Below are 17204 nucleotides of genomic sequence, written 5' to 3' on the forward strand. Positions count from 1 at the left end.
TTAAAATATGATTAATTCCATGTTAATTATCACGCATCAAAATAAAAAATAATTACTTTTACATTGTATAATCTTTTTTTAATCATGAGATATTCTTATTTATTTTTTTTAACCGCATTTTTTTTATTTTTTAATTGCAATCAATCATCTAATCAAAAAAAACAAGCAAAGCCAAAGTTAGTGATTGGAATTGTGATTGACCAAATGCGTTACGATTATTTAACGCGTTACGAAAAAAGATACGGTGAAGGTGGTTTTAAGCGTATTTTAGAAAATGGTTTTTCATTAGAAAATGCCCACTATAACTACATACCTACTTATACAGCTGTTGGGCACACATCAATATATACAGGAACTACTCCTAGTAATCATGGTATTATTTCTAATAATTGGTACGATAAGTTTTTAAAAAAATCTATTTATTGTGTAGATGATGCTAACTATAAAACTGTGGGTAATAATGGTGTTGTTGGTCAAAAATCTCCTTTTAGGTTATACACAACTACAATAACTGATCAACTACATTTGGCACAAAACATGAATGGAAAAACAATTGGTATTTCCATTAAAGATAGATCTGCAATTTTACCTGTAGGACACACTGCAAATGCTGCATATTGGTATGATGGAGCAGATAAAAACCAATGGATAACCAGTACATTTTACATGAATGAATTACCAGATTGGGTAAAAGATTTTAATCTTAATAATAAAGCAGATGAGTATTTAAATGGTACATGGCAAACGCTTTATGATATCAATACATATACCAATAGTATTGCTGATGATAATATTTTTGAAAACAATTTAAACGGACAAGAAAAGCCAATATTTCCAAAAGACTTGAAAGAGCTTCGAAAAAAAAATGGAAATTATGATTTGATTAAAACAATACCCGCTGGAAATACTTTTACAGTAGATTTTGCTAAAAAAGTAATTATTGAAGAAAATCTAGGTAAGACTGATTATACCGATTTTTTGGCAGTTAGTTTTTCTGCAACTGATTATGTTGGACATAGATATGGTGTTGCAGCTGTTGAAACAGAAGATACTTACTTAAGACTAGATAAAGACTTGGAAGATTTTTTTAATTTTTTAGATACTCAAATTGGTAAAGATAATTATACGTTGTTTTTAACTGCAGATCATGCAGCTGTTCATGTTCCTGCATATTTACAATCTCTAAAAATACCTGCTCATTACATGGATATAAAAAAATTTAGAGATTTTGTTTTAGGTATTACTAAAAAGTATTTCAACTCTACTGAATTGATTGAAAACGTTTCTAACTATCAAATTTTTCTTGATAAGAAAAAAATTGAAGCTCTCGGCTTAAATAAAAATAATGTAGCACAAAAGTTAGCAGATGAAGTTGTAAATTTTGGTGAAATATACAAAGCTGTAACTGCCAGAACTCTTCAAACAACTTCGTTTACAAACGGTATTTTAAACTCTTTACAAAACGGATATAATCAAAAGTTTTCTGGTGATGTTTTAATGGTGCCATATCCTGCAACTTTAATTGGTTCCAGAAAAGGTACTAGTCATGGTTCTGGGTATTCTTATGACACACACGTGCCAATTATATTTTATGGTAATGGAATTAAAAAAGGATCATCAGCAAAAAAATATGAAATTATAGATATTGCTCCAACAATTTCAAACTTACTAAAAATTGAAGCTCCAAATGGTACCTCTGGAAAAGTTATTGAAGAGGTTTTAAAAAACTAAAATGAATTTAAGAATAATATTACTCTTTTTAATTATTACAGCAAATTCGGTCTTTGCTCAAAATGAGATTAGTAATTTTAAAGAAAAATTTGACTTACCAAACCAAGTAAAAGAAACATCTGGATTATTATTTTTAAATGGTAAAATAATAACACATAATGATAGTGGAGATAGTGCGAACTTATACGAAATTGATAGCTTAAATGGCAGCTTATTAAGAACAGTTTCTATTAACAATGCTAGTAATATTGATTGGGAAGACATAACTGAAGACGAAAACCACATTTACATAGGTGACATTGGTAACAATAATGGAAACAGAAACGACTTAACTATTTATAAAGTTTTAAAAACTGATTTTAAGAATAATACTTCTGTAACCGCCGAAAAAATTTCATTTACCTACGAAGACCAAACCGATTTCACAAACAAACCCAACAGTTCAAATTTTGACGCTGAAACTATCGTTATTTTTGGTGAATCTATATTAATTTTCACAAAAAACTGGGCAAATTTTGAAACGAACGTTTATGAAATTCCTAAACTAGAAGGTAATTATAGTGCAAAAAAAGTAAGTACTGCAAACGTAGAAGGTTTAATTACTGGTGGTTCATATAAAAGCGATCGTTTTTATTTAACTGGTTACGATGCAACTTTTACACCTTTTCTTATTTACATAGGTTTTAATAGAAAACCAGGAAGTGATATTTTTTTCTCTGGTTTCAGTAAAATTTCTTTAGAAAATGAAATGGGTAAAGGCAGTCAAATTGAAGGTATTACAAATATTGAAAACACAGGAAAATATTATATTTCAAGAGAATTTTTTACTACAAATCAAAATGGAATGCAATTTACTTTTCCTCAAAAATTGTATGAATTCTTTGATTTCACTTTCCATCTTTTATCTATAAATAAGAATAATTTTAACAACTTATTACTTCAACCAAACCCTGTTAAAGATAAATTGACTTTTACTGTAAGTGTAGAAATTACAAAAATTGAAATTTACAATTCTCTGGGAAAATTAATTTCTAAAACCAATAAAAACTTAAACAATAAAGTTGATGTTTCTGGTTTGAGTTCTGGAATTTATTTTTTAAAACTACATTCTAAAAACAACAAAACAACTATCAAAAAATTTATTAAACTTTAAAATTAGAACTATTTTGATGTTTTTTAATCGCTTTTCTTGAGAGTACAATACCAATTATTAAAGAAATAAAAGCGCCTATAGAAATTCCTGGAATAAAGTTAATGAACAAGAAAAAATCATAAGCTCCATGAAAAATTGTGGCTAATAACAATCCTGTTAAATTAAGTACGATTCTATTCTCAGAAAACTTTGCCTTCCCCATAAAATATCCCATTAAAATACCAAAAGTTGCATGTGCTGGAACTGCTGTAAAAGCTCTTAAAATTCCTGTTTCTGCTCCGTGTTGAAATGTGTACAATATGTTTTCTAAAGCTGCAAAACCCATAGAAACCATAACTGCATATACAATGCCATCAAAAGGTTCGTTAAAAGCAGTATTTTTTTGAGAAAAAAAACGAACTATAACATACTTTGAGAATTCCTCTACCAATGCAACTACGAAAAAAGCTTGTATAAATTGTTGTAAAATATTTTTAACCTCAGTTAAAGGAAAAATTTTAGCAGCTAAATAACCTAAAATTAGTGTTAAAATAATACTTACTGTTGCACCTAAAAGAAAGCTTTTTGTTAACAATCCTATAGGCTCTTTCTCATGTTTGTCTTTAATATAAATATAAATTATAATTACTAAAACTGGTGCTATTGCTAAAAAAAGTAAACTCATAATTTATGTTTTTGGTAGAAAAACTTCTGCCATCATACAACGTGCACTTCCACCTCCACAAGTTTCTATAGTTTCTAAAGAACTGGATATTATTTTACAATGGTTATTAATTTTTGCAATTTGACTTTGTGTTAAAGAATCATGTGCTGTTTTGCTCATTACTAAAAAAAGTTCATCATTTTCTCCTCTTACTTGTAGCATGTTTCCTGCAAAATTATTCATTTGACTCTCAGTAATTTCAATTACTTGTTTGCCATCTTCTTTTAAGTGTTTTAATACATTTTTTCTTTCCTTTTTATCATCAATCGTATCTAAACAAATAACTGCAAATGTTTCTGCAACACACATCATTACATTTGTATGATAAATAGCCTCTCTTTTACCTTCTACTGTTTGATTTGCTACAAATATTACTGGAGTAAACTCAAAATCTTCACAAAACTCTATAAATAAATCTTCATCTGCTCTTGGTGATAATGCACAATATGCTTTTCTATTTACTCTGTCTAAAATAATACTTCCAGTTGCTTCTAAAAATAAATTTTCTTCTTCAGCAGAAGTATAATCAACTATATTTTCAATCACAAAACCTTGTGTTTCTAATTCGGTTAAAATATCTTCTCTTCTTTCAAGTCTTCTATTTTCTGCAAACATTGGATATAAGCCTACAGTACCATTTTCATGAAAAGAAATCCAATTATTAGGAAAAATAGAATCTGGAGTATCAAATTGTGCAGTATCAGAAATAACAATTACATTTACTCCATAACTTTTTAGCTTAAAAACATAAGTATCAAATTCTTCTTGCGCTTTTTTATTGATTTCTGCATTTCTTAAATCAATATCTTCTTGAAAATAATTATTTATTGCTGTTTGTTCGTTCTTTCTAAAATTGATTGGACGAATCATTAAAATCGTATTTGTAGTCTGTTTCATTTTAAATAAAAGTAAACCGCAAAATTAGCTTTTTTTATGCTGAATTTAGAAATTGGAAGAACTATTTTAATTTGTTTCTAAACTAAAAAATAGTAAATTAGTTAATGGTTGATATAAAATAACTTATGGTATAAACCTCAAAATGACAAAGTAAATATATAAAATGATTTCAAAATTTGAAAAAGAAAAACTTGCTTCTAAATTAACAAATGAGTTTACATTTATGGTGAATGATTTGCAGAAAGAAAAACCAGAAAAAAAAGTAACCTTAAATGTTCACGAAGAAAATTTATACTGGTGTATAAATTGGGACAGTTCTAAAATTTGGAAAACTGAAAAATACTTAAAAGAATATTTTCAAGTACAGATATGGAATATTGATGAAAATTATTTTTTAATGGGTGAGCATAGAGTTGAAGACATTTTTGAACAATTAAGCGAAACCTATATCATGTATGAAAATAAAACCATAAAATACTTTAACTCTAATATTGATGAAATTATTGAAAAAACAAAAGAGGGAATTTTAGAAGCTATAGACAAAAACTTTGAATCTGATTATTAGTAATCTAAAACTAAATTATATAACTCACTAAGGTTTTTATATGTTTCAATAAAAATCATTTAAAGTTCACTAAAAAGGTACTTTTTATTCTCTAATCAGTGGCATTGTTGAACAACGTAATAAACCTTCTTGTTTAGCAATTTCTGTATAAGGTACTTCTTCAACAATAAAACCGTTTTCTCTTAACCAAGTATTTAATCTTGTAAAGTTCTTTTCTGAAATAATAACGTTTTCAGAAATGGAAAATATGTTACTATTCATATTATACATTTCTTCTTTAGATATTTCAAAGATGTTTTCTTTTCCGAAAAAATTTACCAACCATTCATACTCTTTTTCAACTAAAAAGCCATTTTTATGCAGGATTGCTTTATTTTTTCCTATTGGTTGAAAACAACAATCTAAATGCAATGCATTTTCTTTTGGGTTCGTATTATCTTTTCTTAACTCAAAAGACTTTACTGTTTTTTCTGGAAATAGTTCTTGCAGCGCAATTACTGCGTCCATATTTGTACGCGCTGTTATATAGTCAGAATAATCTTCACCTGAATAAGTTCCAACAAAAATATAATCATTCCAAGGCATAACATCACCACCTTCTACATGACATTCTTCTGGTAATTTGATGATGTTTTGCGGATTTATTTTATTGATAACATGAGAAATTGCTTCAATTTCTTGATCTCTATCTGGTAATATATTTGCTTTGATAAATTTATCTTCAATTACAAAAGCAATATCTCTTGAAAAAATTTGATTGTAGTTTTCTATTATTTTTGGTCTGTAAACTTCTACATTGTATTTTTTTAAAACTTTTTCTACAGCATCCATTTCCAATATCATGTCTTCCTCTTTTGGATAGGTTCCTGCAATGATATGTTCCACACTTTTTGGATCGTAACAATCTTCTATTTTTGGAACTCCGCCATTACTTTTTGCTGTTCCTAAAACAACAACTTTTAAAGTTCCTGTTTCATTATTTACATTTAAATTTAACATGAAAATAGTATTAAAAAAAGCTTCATAAAATATGAAGCTTTTTATTATTGGATAAAAATAGTAAAATTATCTATTATCTATTGTTTTGAAATTTCTTTCGTTTTCTCCTGTATAAATTTGACGTGGTCTTCCTATTGGTTCTTTATTTAACCTCATTTCTTTCCATTGTGCAATCCATCCTGGTAAACGTCCCATCGCGAACATTACTGTAAACATTTCAACAGGTATTCCCATTGCTCTATATATAATTCCAGAATAGAAATCTACATTCGGATATAGTTTTCTATCAACAAAATATGGGTCTTTTAATGCTTCTGCTTCTAAACTTCTTGCAATATCTAAAATTGGATCGTTTACTCCTAAGTCATTTAAAACTTCATCTGCAGCCTTTTTAATTATTTTTGCTCTAGGATCAAAGTTTTTGTATACTCTATGACCAAAGCCCATTAACCTAAAAGGATCATTTTTATCCTTGGCTTTTGCCATGTATTTTTTAGTATCTCCTCCATCTTGTTTAATTGCTTCTAGCATTTCTAAAACTGCTTGGTTAGCACCACCATGTAATGGCCCCCAAAGCGCAGAAATTCCTGCAGATAATGATGCAAATAAACCTGCATGCGATGATCCTACAATTCTTACTGTAGATGTAGAACAATTTTGTTCATGATCTGCATGTAAAATTAAAAGTTTATCTAGTGCATCTCTTATAATTGGGTTTACAACATAATCTTCATTTGGACTTTGAAACATCATTTTCATAATATTTTCTACGTAACCCAAAGAGTTTGTGCTATATGTTAATGGCAAACCTTGTTTTTTACGCATTGTCCATGCAACTATTATTGGGAATTTACCCATAATTTTCACAATAGCATTGTACATTTCTTCTTCAGAATCTACATTTACAGATGATGGATTAAAAGCGGTTAAAGCACTTGTTAAAGATGATAAAACACCCATTGGATGTGCGCTTTTTGGAAATGCATCTAAAATTTTCTTTACGTCATCGTCTAAAATAGCTTTAGACTTTATATCTGCGTGGAATTTATCCAACTGTTGTTTTGTTGGTAAATCACCAAATATTAATGCATAAGCAACTTCTAAAAAATCAGCTTTTTCAGCTAGCTGCTCAATTGGATAACCTCTATATCTTAAAACACCTTTTTCTCCATCTAAAAAAGTAATTGCACTTTCACATGAACCTGTGTTTTTATAACCTGGATCTATTGTGATTAAACCATTTGTTGCTCCTCTTAAAGCTTTTATATCTATTGCAACTTCATTTTCTGTACCTTTTACAAGAGGAAATTCATATGAATTTTCTCCTATTTGTAATTTTGCTATATCTGACATTTATAATGGTTTTATTTTATTTTTCTGTGTTCACGAAGATACCAATTTTTAAAGAATTTTTTTAACTATATATATAGATTTTTAAAATTTTAAAATAATATTAACTTATCATGAAATCATAAAAAAAGCCTCATAATTTTTAATTATGAGGCTTTAATTTTTAATTTATTAAAAATTAAATTTTAAAAGCATCTTGCTTTGGAAAATAAGCAATATCTCCTAACTCTTCTTCAATTCTTAATAGTTGATTATATTTTGCCATTCTATCTGAACGAGAAGCTGAACCTGTTTTAATTTGTCCACAATTTAACGCTACAGCTAAATCTGCAATTGTATTATCTTCAGTTTCTCCAGATCTATGTGACATTACAGAAGTGTAACCTGCATTTTTTGCCATATTTACGGCTGCAATTGTTTCTGTTAACGTACCAATTTGGTTTACTTTTATTAAAATTGAATTTGCAATTCCGTTTTTAATTCCTTTTGATAAACGTTGTACGTTTGTCACAAATAAATCGTCACCAACTAATTGTACTTTATCTCCAACTTTTTCTGTTAAGTATTTCCAACCATCCCAATCATTTTCATCCATTCCATCTTCAATAGAAATTATTGGATAATTAGCAGCCAATTCTGCTAAATAATCTGCTTGTTCTTTACTTGTTCTTACTTTTCCTTTACTTCCTTCAAATTTTGTGTAATCGTAAGCTCCATCAACATAAAACTCAGCTGCTGCACAATCTAAAGCTATCATTATTTCATCTCCGAAAGAATAACCTGCATTTTTAACTGCTAACGCAATAGTATCTAATGCATCTTCTGTTCCCTCTAAAGTTGGGGCAAAACCACCTTCGTCACCAACTGCAGTTGATAAGTTTCTAGAATGTAAAACTTTTTTCAAATTATGAAAAATTTCAGATCCCATTTGCATTGCTTGAGAAAAAGATTTTGCTTTTACTGGCATTACCATAAACTCTTGAAAAGCAATTGGAGCATCTGAATGAGAACCACCATTAATTATATTCATCATTGGAACTGGCAATGTGTTTGCTGAAACACCTCCAATATATCTGTATAATGGCATTCCTAATTCATTAGCTGCTGCTTTAGCAACTGCTAAAGAAACACCTAAAATTGCGTTTGCTCCTAATTTAGATTTATTTGGAGTACCATCTAAATCTCTCATTAATTTATCTATTCCATTTTGTTCGAAAATAGAAGTACCTAATAATTCTTCAGCGATTATTTCATTTACATTTTTAACAGCTTTCAAAACGCCTTTTCCCATGTAATCTTTACCTCCATCTCTTAACTCAACAGCTTCATGTTCTCCTGTTGATGCTCCTGAAGGAACTGCTGCTCTTCCTAAAATTCCACTTTCTGTTACTACATCTACTTCTACTGTTGGATTTCCTCTTGAATCAAAAATTTGACGTGCGTGAACGCTAATAATAATGCTCATTATATTGTTATTTAGTTATTTAACTGTATTATTTGTTGTGCTAATTTACAAAAAAGCTATTCATTTAATTGATTTTAAAGAGTTTCTTACGAAAACGTTTTCAATAAAATGATACTATTTTTAAGCTTAAACTGAAATTTTTTGGTTCTTTTTAATCGTTTCTATAAATTGATCAAATAAATATTCTGAATCATGAGGTCCAGGACTTGCTTCTGGATGATACTGAACAGAAAACACATTTTTATCTTTCATTCGTATTCCTGCAACTGTATGATCATTTAAATGTACGTGTGTAATTTCTACGTTTTTATTATTTTCAGTTTGTTCTCTGTTAATAGCAAAACCATGGTTTTGAGAAGTAATTTCACCTTTACCTGTTAAAAGATTTTTTACAGGATGATTAATTCCTCTGTGCCCATTGTGCATTTTGTATGTTGAAATTCCGTTTGCTAAAGCAATTACTTGGTGACCTAAACAAATTCCAAATAAAGGTAAATTTCTTTCAATAATTTCTTTTGCAACTTTTTGTGCATCTTTTAGTGGTTCTGGATCTCCAGGTCCATTTGAGATAAAATAACCATCTGGTTTAAAAGATGATAAATCTTCAAAAGAGGAGTTGTAAGGAAAAACTTTTATGTATGCACCTCTTTTAGCAAGATTTCTAAGTATGTTTTTCTTAATACCAATATCTAGTGCTGAAATTTTAATTTCAGCATTTTCATCTCCAACAAAATAAGGTTCTTTTGTAGAAACTTTAGATGCCAATTCTAAGCCCTCCATACTTGGTACTTCAGCTAATTGTTTTTTTAAGGCTTCTATATTATCAATATCTGTAGAGATAATTGCATTCATTGCTCCATTATCTCTAATATATGAAACTAATGCTCTTGTATCTACGTCTGAAATTGCAACAATATTATGTTTTTCAAACCAATCTTTTAAATTTCCGTCAGAATCTACTCTAGAGTGTGTAAAGCTAAAATTACGACAAATTAAACCAGAAATCTTTATTCCATCAGATTCTATCTCATCATCATTTACACCATAATTACCAATATGTGCATTTGCCATGACCATAATTTGACCAAAATATGATGGGTCTGTAAATATTTCTTGATAACCTGTCATACCAGTATTGAAACAAATTTCTCCTGTTGATGTTCCTTCAATACCTACAGATTTTCCGTAAAAGATAGTTCCGTCAGCTAATAAAACTAATGCTTTTTTTCTAGTTTGATACTTCATTATATATAATTGTGTTTGTTGATGTAAAAATATAAAAAAAGGGATAAACGTAAACGTTTATCCCTTTATTATGAATTAAAAATTTTTCATTTTTTATTCTTCAGATTTTTCTTCTGTTACTGTTTCCTCTACTTGAGCTGAAGATGCTTTTTTACTTCTTCCTCTACGTGTAGATTTCTTAGCTTTTTTACCTTTAGGATTATAGATTTCGTTGTAATCAACCAATTCTACCATTGCCATAGGAGCATTATCTCCTTGACGATTTCCTAATTTAATAATACGAATGTAACCTCCAGGTCTGTCTGCTATTTTTACAGAAATTTCTTTAAATAATTCTGTAACAGCATACTTATCACGTAGGTAAGAAAAAACTATACGTCTGTTGTGAGTTGTATCTGCTTTAGACTTTGTAATTAAAGGCTCTACAAAAACTCTTAACGCTTTTGCTTTTGCTACAGTAGTGTTAATACGCTTGTGTTCTATTAAAGAACATGCCATATTAGCTAACATAGCTTTTCTATGCGCTGTTTTTCTACCTAAATGATTGTGTTTTTTTCCGTGTCTCATTACGTTTGTTTTATACTTTCATCTTGCATCTACCCATTTTGAGGAGCAAAATATGAAAGATTAATCTTTATCTAATTTATATTTGCTTAAGTCCATTCCAAAGCTTAAACCTTTAACAATAACTAATTCTTCTAGTTCTGTTAATGATTTTTTTCCAAAGTTTCGGAACTTCATTAAATCACTTTTGTTAAAAGAAACTAAATCTCCTAATGTATCAACTTCTGCAGCTTTTAAACAATTTAAAGCTCTTACAGATAAGTCCATATCAATTAATCTAGTTTTTAATAATTGACGCATATGAAGTGATTCTTCATCATACGTTTCTGTTTGTGCAATCTCATCAGCCTCTAAAGTAATACGCTCATCAGAGAATAACATAAAGTGGTGAATTAAAATTTTCGCAGCTTCAGTTAAAGCATCTTTAGGATTTATTGATCCATCAGTATCAATATCAAAAACTAACTTTTCATAGTCGGTTTTTTGCTCTACACGATAATTTTCAATTGCATACTTTACATTTTTAATTGGCGTGTAAATAGAGTCTGTAAAAATTGTACCTATAGGTGCAGAAGCTTTTTTATTTTCTTCAGCAGGTACAAACCCTCTACCTTTTTCAATTGTAATTTCTGCATTTAACTTAACAGATTTATCCATATTACAGATTACTAAATCTGGATTTAATACTTGAAAACCTGAAATGAATTTTTGAAGATCTCCTGCAGTAAATTGCTCTTGACCAGATACTGAAATTGATACAGTTTCTCTGTCAGTTTCTTCTATTTGTTTCTTAAAACGTACTTGTTTTAAGTTTAAAATAATTTCTGTTACATCTTCTACAACACCAGAAACTGTAGAAAACTCATGTTCTACTCCATCTATTCTTAATGATGTAATTGCAAAGCCTTCTAAAGATGATAAAAGTACTCTTCTTAAAGCGTTACCTACTGTTAAACCAAAACCTGGCTCTAAAGGTCTAAATTCAAATCTACCAGAAAAATCTGTAGATTCTATCATTATTACTTTATCAGGTTTTTGAAAATTTAAAATTGCCATTTTTCTTCTTTTTGATTGTTATTTAGTTGCGCGATTTATAAGTTTGAAGAAGTACAAATAAATCCTTTGGCTAAACTTCAATATGATTAAATTATTACTTAGAATATAATTCTACGATTAACTGTTCTTTGATATTTTCTGGAATTTGTAATCTTTCTGGTACTTTTACGAATGTTCCAGTTTTAGTATCATTATTCCAAGTCAACCATTCAAATACATTGTTGTTAGATGCTAATGCATCATCAATAGCTTGTAATGATTTAGACTTTTCTCTTACAGCTACAACGTCTCCTTCTTTTAAGCTGTATGATGGAATGTTTACGATTTCACCATTAACTGTAATATGTCTGTGAGATACCAACTGACGAGCTCCACTACGTGAGTTAGATACACCCATTCTGTAAACTACGTTATCTAAACGAGATTCACATAATTGTAGTAAAATTTCACCTGTAATTCCAGAAGCAGCTTGTGCTTTTTTAAATAAATTACTGAATTGACGCTCTAAAATACCATATGTGTATTTTGCTTTTTGCTTCTCCATTAATTGAGTTGCATATTCAGATTTTTTTCCTCTTCTTCTTGCGTTTCCGTGTTGTCCTGGAGGGTAATTTCTTTTTTCGAAGTTTTTATCTTCTCCAAAGATTGCTTCGCCAAATTTACGAGCAATTTTAGTTTTTGGTCCTGTATATCTTGCCATTTCGTTTTTGTTGTAAATAGGGATTATGAATTAAGGCTTTCTCCTTCGATAATCTGATTCCTATTAAGTTTAAAATATAATTAATTGATACTCTTATCGGAAAAACTGAATTAATTTCAGCTTAAACTCTTCTTCTTTTTGGTGGACGACATCCGTTGTGAGGAATTGGTGTAACATCTATAATTTCTGTTACTTCAATACCTGCATTGTGGATAGATCTAATAGCAGATTCTCTACCATTACCTGGTCCTTTTACATAAACTTTCACTTTACGTAAACCAGCTTCTTTTGCTACGTTTGCACAGTCTTCTGCCGCTAATTGAGCTGCGTATGGAGTATTCTTTTTAGAACCTCTAAAACCCATTTTACCTGCAGATGACCAAGAAATTACGTCACCTTTTTTGTTTGTTAAAGATATAATGATGTTGTTGAAAGATGCAGTTATGTGAGCCTCTCCAATAGCATCAATTATTACTTTACGTTTTTTTGCGCTTGCTTTTGCCATAATTATTTAAGTTTTAGCAATTTAGTTTTCTAATATTTAGTAGAACTAATGTTTAGATCTTTATTGCTTATCTAACTTTATTTTTTCTTGTTAGCTACAGTTTTTCTCTTACCTTTTCTTGTACGAGAGTTGTTCTTTGTTCTTTGTCCTCTTAAAGGAAGACCTAATCTATGACGAATTCCTCTTTGGCAACCAATATCCATCAAACGCTTGATGTTTATTTGCACCTCTGAACGTAATTCACCTTCAATAGTAAAAGTTCCAACTTGTTCTCTAATTGCTGCGATTTGATCGTCAGTCCAATCTTGAACTTTAATACTTTCGTCAACTTTTGCATTTGCTAAAATTGATTTAGCTCTGCTGTTTCCAATACCAAAGATGTAAGTTAAAGCAATAACTCCTCTTTTATTCTTTGGAATATCAATACCTGCTATTCTTGCCATTACCCTTGTCTTTGTTTAAATCTAGGATTTTGTTTATTAATTACATATAATCTACCTTTTCTGCGTACTATTTTGCAGTCGGCACTTCTTTTTTTAACTGATGCTCTAACTTTCATCGTTTTTATTTTTATTTATAAATTAAAAGAGAAAATACAATCTTTTAATTATTCAACTATTTAATATCTATAAGTAATTCTTGCTTTTGTTAAATCGTAAGGACTCATTTCTAACTTTACTTTATCTCCAGGTAATAATTTTATGTAATGCATACGCATTTTACCGGAAATGTGAGCTGTAACAATGTGTCCATTTTCTAATTCTACACGAAACATTGCATTTGATAATGCTTCTGTAATAGTTCCATCTTGTTGAATTGCTGATTGCTTAGCCATACTTATTTATTAGATTTTCTATTGCTGGTTCCCGGTTTCATTAATCCGTCATAATGACGATTTAATAAATACGAGTTTATTTGTTGCATTGTATCAATTGCAACACCTACCATAATTATTAATGATGTACCTCCATAAAACATTGCCCAACTTTGTTGTACTCCAAATTGAACTACTATTGCTGGTAAGATAGATAATGCCGCTAAAAATAACGATCCTGGAAATGTAATTCTTGATAAAACACTATCCAGCTTTTCTGCAGTATCTTTTCCTGGTCTAATTCCTGGTATAAAACCACCACTTCTTTTTAAATCCTCAGCCATTTTATTCGTAGGAATAGTAATTGCTGTGTAGAAAAAACTAAAAATGATAATTAATAATGCAAATATTACATTGTACCATAAACCGTTAATATCTTGTAAACTTGCAATTGCTGGGAACCTTTGTGCTAAAGCAACAGGTAAAAACATGATTGCTTGTGCAAAGATAATTGGCATAACTCCTGCTGCATTTAATTTCAAAGGAATATAATCTCTTGAACCTGCAACATTTTGTATGTTTCCTGCAACTGTTCTTCTGGCATATTGTACTGCAATTTTTCGAACAGCAGTAACTAATAATACAGTTAATAAAATTACGACAAACCAAATGATTATTTCAATAAGGATCATCATTATACCACCTGCACCAGCATTTGTTGTTTTTGCAACAAATTCTTGTAAGAATGCAGCTGGGAAATTAGCAATAATACCTACAGTAATTAATAATGAAATACCATTACCAACTCCTTTGTCTGTAATACGCTCTCCTAACCACATTGCAAAAATTGTTCCTGCAGTTAAAATGATAATTGATGAAATCCAAAATGTTGGTCCACTTACTAAAAACGCTTCTGGTCCTAAACCAAACTGAGTTTTAATAGCAGTAATGTACGTTGGTGCTTGTACTAACGTAATACCAATAGTTAACCATCTTGTTATTTGCGTAATTTTCTTACGTCCACTTTCTCCATCTTTTTGTAACTTCTGTAAATAAGGAACTGCAATTCCCATTAACTGTACAACAATAGATGCAGAAATATAGGGCATTATACCAAGTGCCATTACTGACGCTCTAGCAAATGCTCCTCCTGTAAATGCATTCAATAATCCTAAAAGACCTCCAGAAGTACTTTCTTTTAAGGCTGATAATTGTAATGGATCTATTCCAGGTAATGGAACAGCTGCCATAAAACGATACACAGCGATTAAACCGATTGTAAGAAGAATTTTATTTTTTAATTCTTCAATCTTAAAAATGTCTTTTAGTGTATTAATAAAATTCATATTTACGTTTCTTATAAAGCAACTGCTTCTCCTCCAGCAGCTTCAATAGCCGCTTTTGCAGTTGCAGTAAATTTATGTACAGTAATGTTTAATTTAGCTTTTAACTCTCCGTTACCTAATATTTTTACTAGGTCGTTTTTACCTGCTAAACCATTAGCAACTAAAATATCTAAATTAACTGTATCTTTTATTTTTCCACTATCAACTAAAGACTGTAATTTGTCTAAATTGATTCCTTGATATTCCTTTCGGTTTATATTTGTAAAACCAAATTTAGGCACACGTCTTTGAAGTGGCATTTGCCCTCCTTCAAATCCAATCTTTTTAGAATAACCAGAACGAGATTTCTGTCCATTGTGACCTCTTGTAGCGGTACCACCTTTTCCAGATCCTTCACCTCTTGCAATTCTTTTTCCTTTTTTAATGGAACCTTCTGCAGGTGTTAAATTATGTAAACTCATCTTATATAAATATCTTATTTAATTTCTTCAAAAGAAACTAAGTGTTTAACTGTATTTACCATACCAACTATAGAAGGAGTTGCCTCATGCTCTACAGTTTGGTTCATTTTACGTAAACCTAAAGCCTCTAAAGTTCTTTTTTGACTTTGAAGACGTCCGATTTGACTTTTTACTTGTGTAACTTTTATTCTTGCCATCGTTCTTTAAGTTTTATCCGTTAAATACTTTTTCTAAAGAAACACCTCTTTGCTTAGCAATTGCTGCTGCACTACGCAACTGTAATAAAGCATCAAAAGTTGCTTTTACTGCATTGTGAGGGTTAGAAGAACCTTGAGATTTTGATAAAACATCATGTACTCCAACAGATTCTAATACTGCACGAACTGCTCCACCAGCAATAACCCCTGTACCCGCAGAAGCAGGTTTAATGAAAACTTTTGCTCCACCAAACTTACCTTTTTGCTCATGAGGTAATGTACCGTCTAAAATTGGTATTCTTACTAAATTTTTCTTTGCATCTTCTACTGCTTTTGCAATAGCAGAAGAAACATCTTTAGATTTTCCTAATCCGTGTCCAACAACTCCATTACCATCACCTACAACTACAATTGCAGAGAAACCAAATGCTCTACCACCTTTTGTAACTTTAGTAACACGTTGTACACCTACTAATCTATCAACAAGCTCTAATCCGCTTGGTTTAACTCTTTCTACGTTTTTATAACCTTGCATAATTTCTTAAAATTTTAAACCAGCTTCTCTTGCAGCTTCTGCTAATACTTTAACTCTACCATGGTATAAATAACCATTTCTATCAAATGAAACATTTTCAAGACCAGCTTTTACTGCTTTTTCTGCGATAGATTTACCTACTGCAGAAGCTGCTTCTGATTTTGAACTTGCTTTAATTCCTTTATCTCTAGATGAAACTGAAGCTAATGTCACTCCGTTTACATCGTCTACTAGTTGTGCGTAAATTTCTTTATTACTTCTATAAACCGATAATCTTGGTTTTGTAGCAGTTCCAGAAATTATTTTTCTAATTCTACGCTTTATTCTAGCTCTTCTTTGTAGCTTTGATAATGCCATAATATATATTATTATGCAGATTTACCTGCTTTTCTTCTTAATATTTCACCTACAAACTTAACACCTTTACCTTTATATGGTTCTGGCGCTCTGAAAGAACGAATCTTAGCAGCAATTTGACCAACTAATTGTTTGTCAAATGAAGTTAATTTAATGATTGGGTTTTTCCCTTTCTCTGATATTGTTTCAACTTTTACTTCTGGAGCAAGTTCTAAAACAATATTATGAGAGAAACCTAATGCTAAATCTAATTTTTGACCTTGGTTTGATGCTCTATAACCTACACCTACCAATTCTAAGTCTTTAGACCAGCCTTTGCTTACACCTTCAATCATATTGTTGATTAAAGCTCTCATTAAACCATGTTGTGCTTTATGGTCTTTACTTTCTGATGCTCTATCTAAGGTTATAGTGCTATCTTCAATTTTAACTGTTATACCTTCAGAAATTGTTTGAGATAATTCTCCTAATTTTCCTTTTACAGTTATTACGTTGTCTTTAATGTTTACATCTACACCTTGTGAAATGTTAACGGGATTTTTTCCTATTCTACTCATTTCT

General features: G+C 30.1%; 22 protein-coding genes. 3 read left to right on the forward strand and 19 right to left on the reverse strand.

The features are described from left to right. The first annotated feature begins 84 nt into the window (after nucleotides 1-84). A complete protein-coding gene (pafA, locus tag FDT66_RS10010; protein WP_138536107.1) occupies nucleotides 85-1731 on the forward strand; it encodes an alkaline phosphatase PafA in 1647 nt (548 codons plus the stop codon). Nucleotide 1732: 1 nt separating this feature from the next. Next, nucleotides 1733-2884 carry a T9SS type A sorting domain-containing protein gene (locus FDT66_RS10015; RefSeq protein ID WP_138536109.1) on the forward strand — a complete coding sequence of 384 codons (1152 nt, stop codon included), beginning with the start codon at nucleotides 1733-1735 and terminating at the stop codon, nucleotides 2882-2884. Here FDT66_RS10015 and FDT66_RS10020 read toward each other — a convergent pair. Beyond that, nucleotides 2874-3548 carry a PrsW family intramembrane metalloprotease gene (locus FDT66_RS10020; RefSeq protein WP_138536111.1) on the reverse strand — a complete coding sequence of 225 codons (675 nt, stop codon included), beginning with the start codon at nucleotides 3546-3548 and terminating at the stop codon, nucleotides 2874-2876. The genes FDT66_RS10015 and FDT66_RS10020 overlap by 11 nt on opposite strands. Nucleotides 3549-3551: 3 nt before the next feature. Then, nucleotides 3552-4484, reverse strand: coding sequence for a citrulline utilization hydrolase CtlX (ctlX, locus tag FDT66_RS10025; RefSeq protein WP_138536113.1), 933 nt, complete (start codon nucleotides 4482-4484; stop codon nucleotides 3552-3554). A 163-nt stretch (nucleotides 4485-4647) separates the two neighbouring features. On the opposite strand from ctlX, the gene FDT66_RS10030 reads away from it, so the two are divergent. Then, the gene (locus FDT66_RS10030; RefSeq protein WP_138536115.1) at nucleotides 4648-5049 is read left to right on the forward strand and encodes a hypothetical protein; all 402 of its coding nucleotides are present in this window, start codon (nucleotides 4648-4650) and stop codon (nucleotides 5047-5049) included. Between the two features lie 84 nt (nucleotides 5050-5133). Here FDT66_RS10030 and FDT66_RS10035 read toward each other — a convergent pair whose 3' ends face one another. The 17 genes from FDT66_RS10035 to rplF all read right to left on the reverse strand — a co-directional run bounded on the left by FDT66_RS10035 (nucleotide 5134) and on the right by rplF (nucleotide 17200). Then, a complete protein-coding gene (locus FDT66_RS10035; RefSeq protein WP_138536117.1) occupies nucleotides 5134-6048 on the reverse strand; it encodes a dimethylarginine dimethylaminohydrolase family protein in 915 nt (304 codons plus the stop codon). A gap of 66 nt (nucleotides 6049-6114) precedes the next feature. Further along, on the reverse strand, nucleotides 6115-7401 hold the full coding sequence (locus tag FDT66_RS10040) for a citrate synthase (protein WP_138536119.1): 1287 nt from the start codon (nucleotides 7399-7401) through the stop codon (nucleotides 6115-6117). Between the two features lie 175 nt (nucleotides 7402-7576). Further along, nucleotides 7577-8863, reverse strand: coding sequence for a phosphopyruvate hydratase (gene eno / locus FDT66_RS10045; protein WP_138536121.1), 1287 nt, complete (start codon nucleotides 8861-8863; stop codon nucleotides 7577-7579). 126 nt (nucleotides 8864-8989) lie between these two features. Beyond that, nucleotides 8990-10108 (reverse strand): glutamine-hydrolyzing carbamoyl-phosphate synthase small subunit, encoded by a 1119-nt coding sequence (gene carA / locus FDT66_RS10050; RefSeq protein ID WP_138536123.1) that lies wholly within the window; start codon nucleotides 10106-10108, stop codon nucleotides 8990-8992. A 93-nt stretch (nucleotides 10109-10201) separates the two neighbouring features. Continuing rightward, the gene (rplQ, locus tag FDT66_RS10055) at nucleotides 10202-10675 is read right to left on the reverse strand and encodes a 50S ribosomal protein L17 (RefSeq protein ID WP_138536125.1); all 474 of its coding nucleotides are present in this window, start codon (nucleotides 10673-10675) and stop codon (nucleotides 10202-10204) included. A gap of 60 nt (nucleotides 10676-10735) precedes the next feature. Beyond that, on the reverse strand, nucleotides 10736-11728 hold the full coding sequence (locus FDT66_RS10060) for a DNA-directed RNA polymerase subunit alpha (protein WP_138536127.1): 993 nt from the start codon (nucleotides 11726-11728) through the stop codon (nucleotides 10736-10738). A gap of 94 nt (nucleotides 11729-11822) precedes the next feature. Beyond that, on the reverse strand, nucleotides 11823-12428 hold the full coding sequence (rpsD, locus tag FDT66_RS10065) for a 30S ribosomal protein S4 (protein ID WP_138536129.1): 606 nt from the start codon (nucleotides 12426-12428) through the stop codon (nucleotides 11823-11825). 121 nt (nucleotides 12429-12549) lie between these two features. Next, nucleotides 12550-12933, reverse strand: a complete 384-nt coding sequence (rpsK, locus tag FDT66_RS10070) for a 30S ribosomal protein S11 (protein ID WP_138536131.1) — start codon at nucleotides 12931-12933, stop codon at nucleotides 12550-12552. 77 nt (nucleotides 12934-13010) lie between these two features. After that, nucleotides 13011-13376: a 30S ribosomal protein S13 gene (gene rpsM / locus FDT66_RS10075; protein WP_138536133.1), complete on the reverse strand. Its 366-nt coding sequence runs from the start codon at nucleotides 13374-13376 to the stop codon at nucleotides 13011-13013. Next, nucleotides 13376-13492, reverse strand: coding sequence for a type B 50S ribosomal protein L36 (ykgO, locus tag FDT66_RS10080; protein WP_004568720.1), 117 nt, complete (start codon nucleotides 13490-13492; stop codon nucleotides 13376-13378). Before ykgO ends, rpsM begins: the two co-directional genes overlap by 1 nt. Nucleotides 13493-13552: 60 nt before the next feature. Then, nucleotides 13553-13768 carry a translation initiation factor IF-1 gene (gene infA / locus FDT66_RS10085; RefSeq protein ID WP_015482241.1) on the reverse strand — a complete coding sequence of 72 codons (216 nt, stop codon included), beginning with the start codon at nucleotides 13766-13768 and terminating at the stop codon, nucleotides 13553-13555. Between the two features lie 2 nt (nucleotides 13769-13770). After that, complete coding sequence (gene secY, locus FDT66_RS10090; protein ID WP_138536135.1) at nucleotides 13771-15093, reverse strand: preprotein translocase subunit SecY; 1323 nt, start codon at nucleotides 15091-15093, stop codon at nucleotides 13771-13773. Nucleotides 15094-15104: 11 nt separating this feature from the next. Then, entirely contained in the window at nucleotides 15105-15554 is a 450-nt protein-coding gene (rplO, locus tag FDT66_RS10095; RefSeq protein ID WP_138536136.1) for a 50S ribosomal protein L15, read from the reverse strand. A 14-nt stretch (nucleotides 15555-15568) separates the two neighbouring features. Next, nucleotides 15569-15751, reverse strand: coding sequence for a 50S ribosomal protein L30 (gene rpmD / locus FDT66_RS10100; RefSeq protein ID WP_036783629.1), 183 nt, complete (start codon nucleotides 15749-15751; stop codon nucleotides 15569-15571). A gap of 13 nt (nucleotides 15752-15764) precedes the next feature. Further along, nucleotides 15765-16289, reverse strand: coding sequence for a 30S ribosomal protein S5 (gene rpsE / locus FDT66_RS10105; protein WP_138536138.1), 525 nt, complete (start codon nucleotides 16287-16289; stop codon nucleotides 15765-15767). A gap of 3 nt (nucleotides 16290-16292) precedes the next feature. After that, nucleotides 16293-16643 carry a 50S ribosomal protein L18 gene (rplR, locus tag FDT66_RS10110; RefSeq protein WP_138536140.1) on the reverse strand — a complete coding sequence of 117 codons (351 nt, stop codon included), beginning with the start codon at nucleotides 16641-16643 and terminating at the stop codon, nucleotides 16293-16295. An 11-nt stretch (nucleotides 16644-16654) separates the two neighbouring features. Then, on the reverse strand, nucleotides 16655-17200 hold the full coding sequence (gene rplF / locus FDT66_RS10115) for a 50S ribosomal protein L6 (RefSeq protein WP_138536142.1): 546 nt from the start codon (nucleotides 17198-17200) through the stop codon (nucleotides 16655-16657). Nucleotides 17201-17204 lie beyond the last annotated feature (4 nt).

This window comes from Polaribacter aestuariivivens (genome assembly GCF_005885675.1).
GTDB lineage: Bacteria > Bacteroidota > Bacteroidia > Flavobacteriales > Flavobacteriaceae > Polaribacter > Polaribacter aestuariivivens.

Coding starts and splice junctions, on each gene's coding strand:
- pafA (WP_138536107.1), top strand. CDS start 85: ATGAGATATTCTTATTTATTTTTTTTAACCGCATTTTTTTTATTTTTT.
- FDT66_RS10015 (WP_138536109.1), top strand. CDS start 1,733: ATGAATTTAAGAATAATATTACTCTTTTTAATTATTACAGCAAATTCG.
- FDT66_RS10020 (WP_138536111.1), bottom strand. CDS start 3,548: ATGAGTTTACTTTTTTTAGCAATAGCACCAGTTTTAGTAATTATAATT.
- ctlX (WP_138536113.1), bottom strand. CDS start 4,484: ATGAAACAGACTACAAATACGATTTTAATGATTCGTCCAATCAATTTT.
- FDT66_RS10030 (WP_138536115.1), top strand. CDS start 4,648: ATGATTTCAAAATTTGAAAAAGAAAAACTTGCTTCTAAATTAACAAAT.
- FDT66_RS10035 (WP_138536117.1), bottom strand. CDS start 6,048: ATGTTAAATTTAAATGTAAATAATGAAACAGGAACTTTAAAAGTTGTT.
- FDT66_RS10040 (WP_138536119.1), bottom strand. CDS start 7,401: ATGTCAGATATAGCAAAATTACAAATAGGAGAAAATTCATATGAATTT.
- eno (WP_138536121.1), bottom strand. CDS start 8,863: ATGAGCATTATTATTAGCGTTCACGCACGTCAAATTTTTGATTCAAGA.
- carA (WP_138536123.1), bottom strand. CDS start 10,108: ATGAAGTATCAAACTAGAAAAAAAGCATTAGTTTTATTAGCTGACGGA.
- rplQ (WP_138536125.1), bottom strand. CDS start 10,675: ATGAGACACGGAAAAAAACACAATCATTTAGGTAGAAAAACAGCGCAT.
- FDT66_RS10060 (WP_138536127.1), bottom strand. CDS start 11,728: ATGGCAATTTTAAATTTTCAAAAACCTGATAAAGTAATAATGATAGAA.
- rpsD (WP_138536129.1), bottom strand. CDS start 12,428: ATGGCAAGATATACAGGACCAAAAACTAAAATTGCTCGTAAATTTGGC.
- rpsK (WP_138536131.1), bottom strand. CDS start 12,933: ATGGCAAAAGCAAGCGCAAAAAAACGTAAAGTAATAATTGATGCTATT.
- rpsM (WP_138536133.1), bottom strand. CDS start 13,376: ATGGCAAGAATAGCAGGTATTGATATTCCAAAGAATAAAAGAGGAGTT.
- ykgO (WP_004568720.1), bottom strand. CDS start 13,492: ATGAAAGTTAGAGCATCAGTTAAAAAAAGAAGTGCCGACTGCAAAATA.
- infA (WP_015482241.1), bottom strand. CDS start 13,768: ATGGCTAAGCAATCAGCAATTCAACAAGATGGAACTATTACAGAAGCA.
- secY (WP_138536135.1), bottom strand. CDS start 15,093: ATGAATTTTATTAATACACTAAAAGACATTTTTAAGATTGAAGAATTA.
- rplO (WP_138536136.1), bottom strand. CDS start 15,554: ATGAGTTTACATAATTTAACACCTGCAGAAGGTTCCATTAAAAAAGGA.
- rpmD (WP_036783629.1), bottom strand. CDS start 15,751: ATGGCAAGAATAAAAGTTACACAAGTAAAAAGTCAAATCGGACGTCTT.
- rplR (WP_138536140.1), bottom strand. CDS start 16,643: ATGGCATTATCAAAGCTACAAAGAAGAGCTAGAATAAAGCGTAGAATT.
- rplF (WP_138536142.1), bottom strand. CDS start 17,200: ATGAGTAGAATAGGAAAAAATCCCGTTAACATTTCACAAGGTGTAGAT.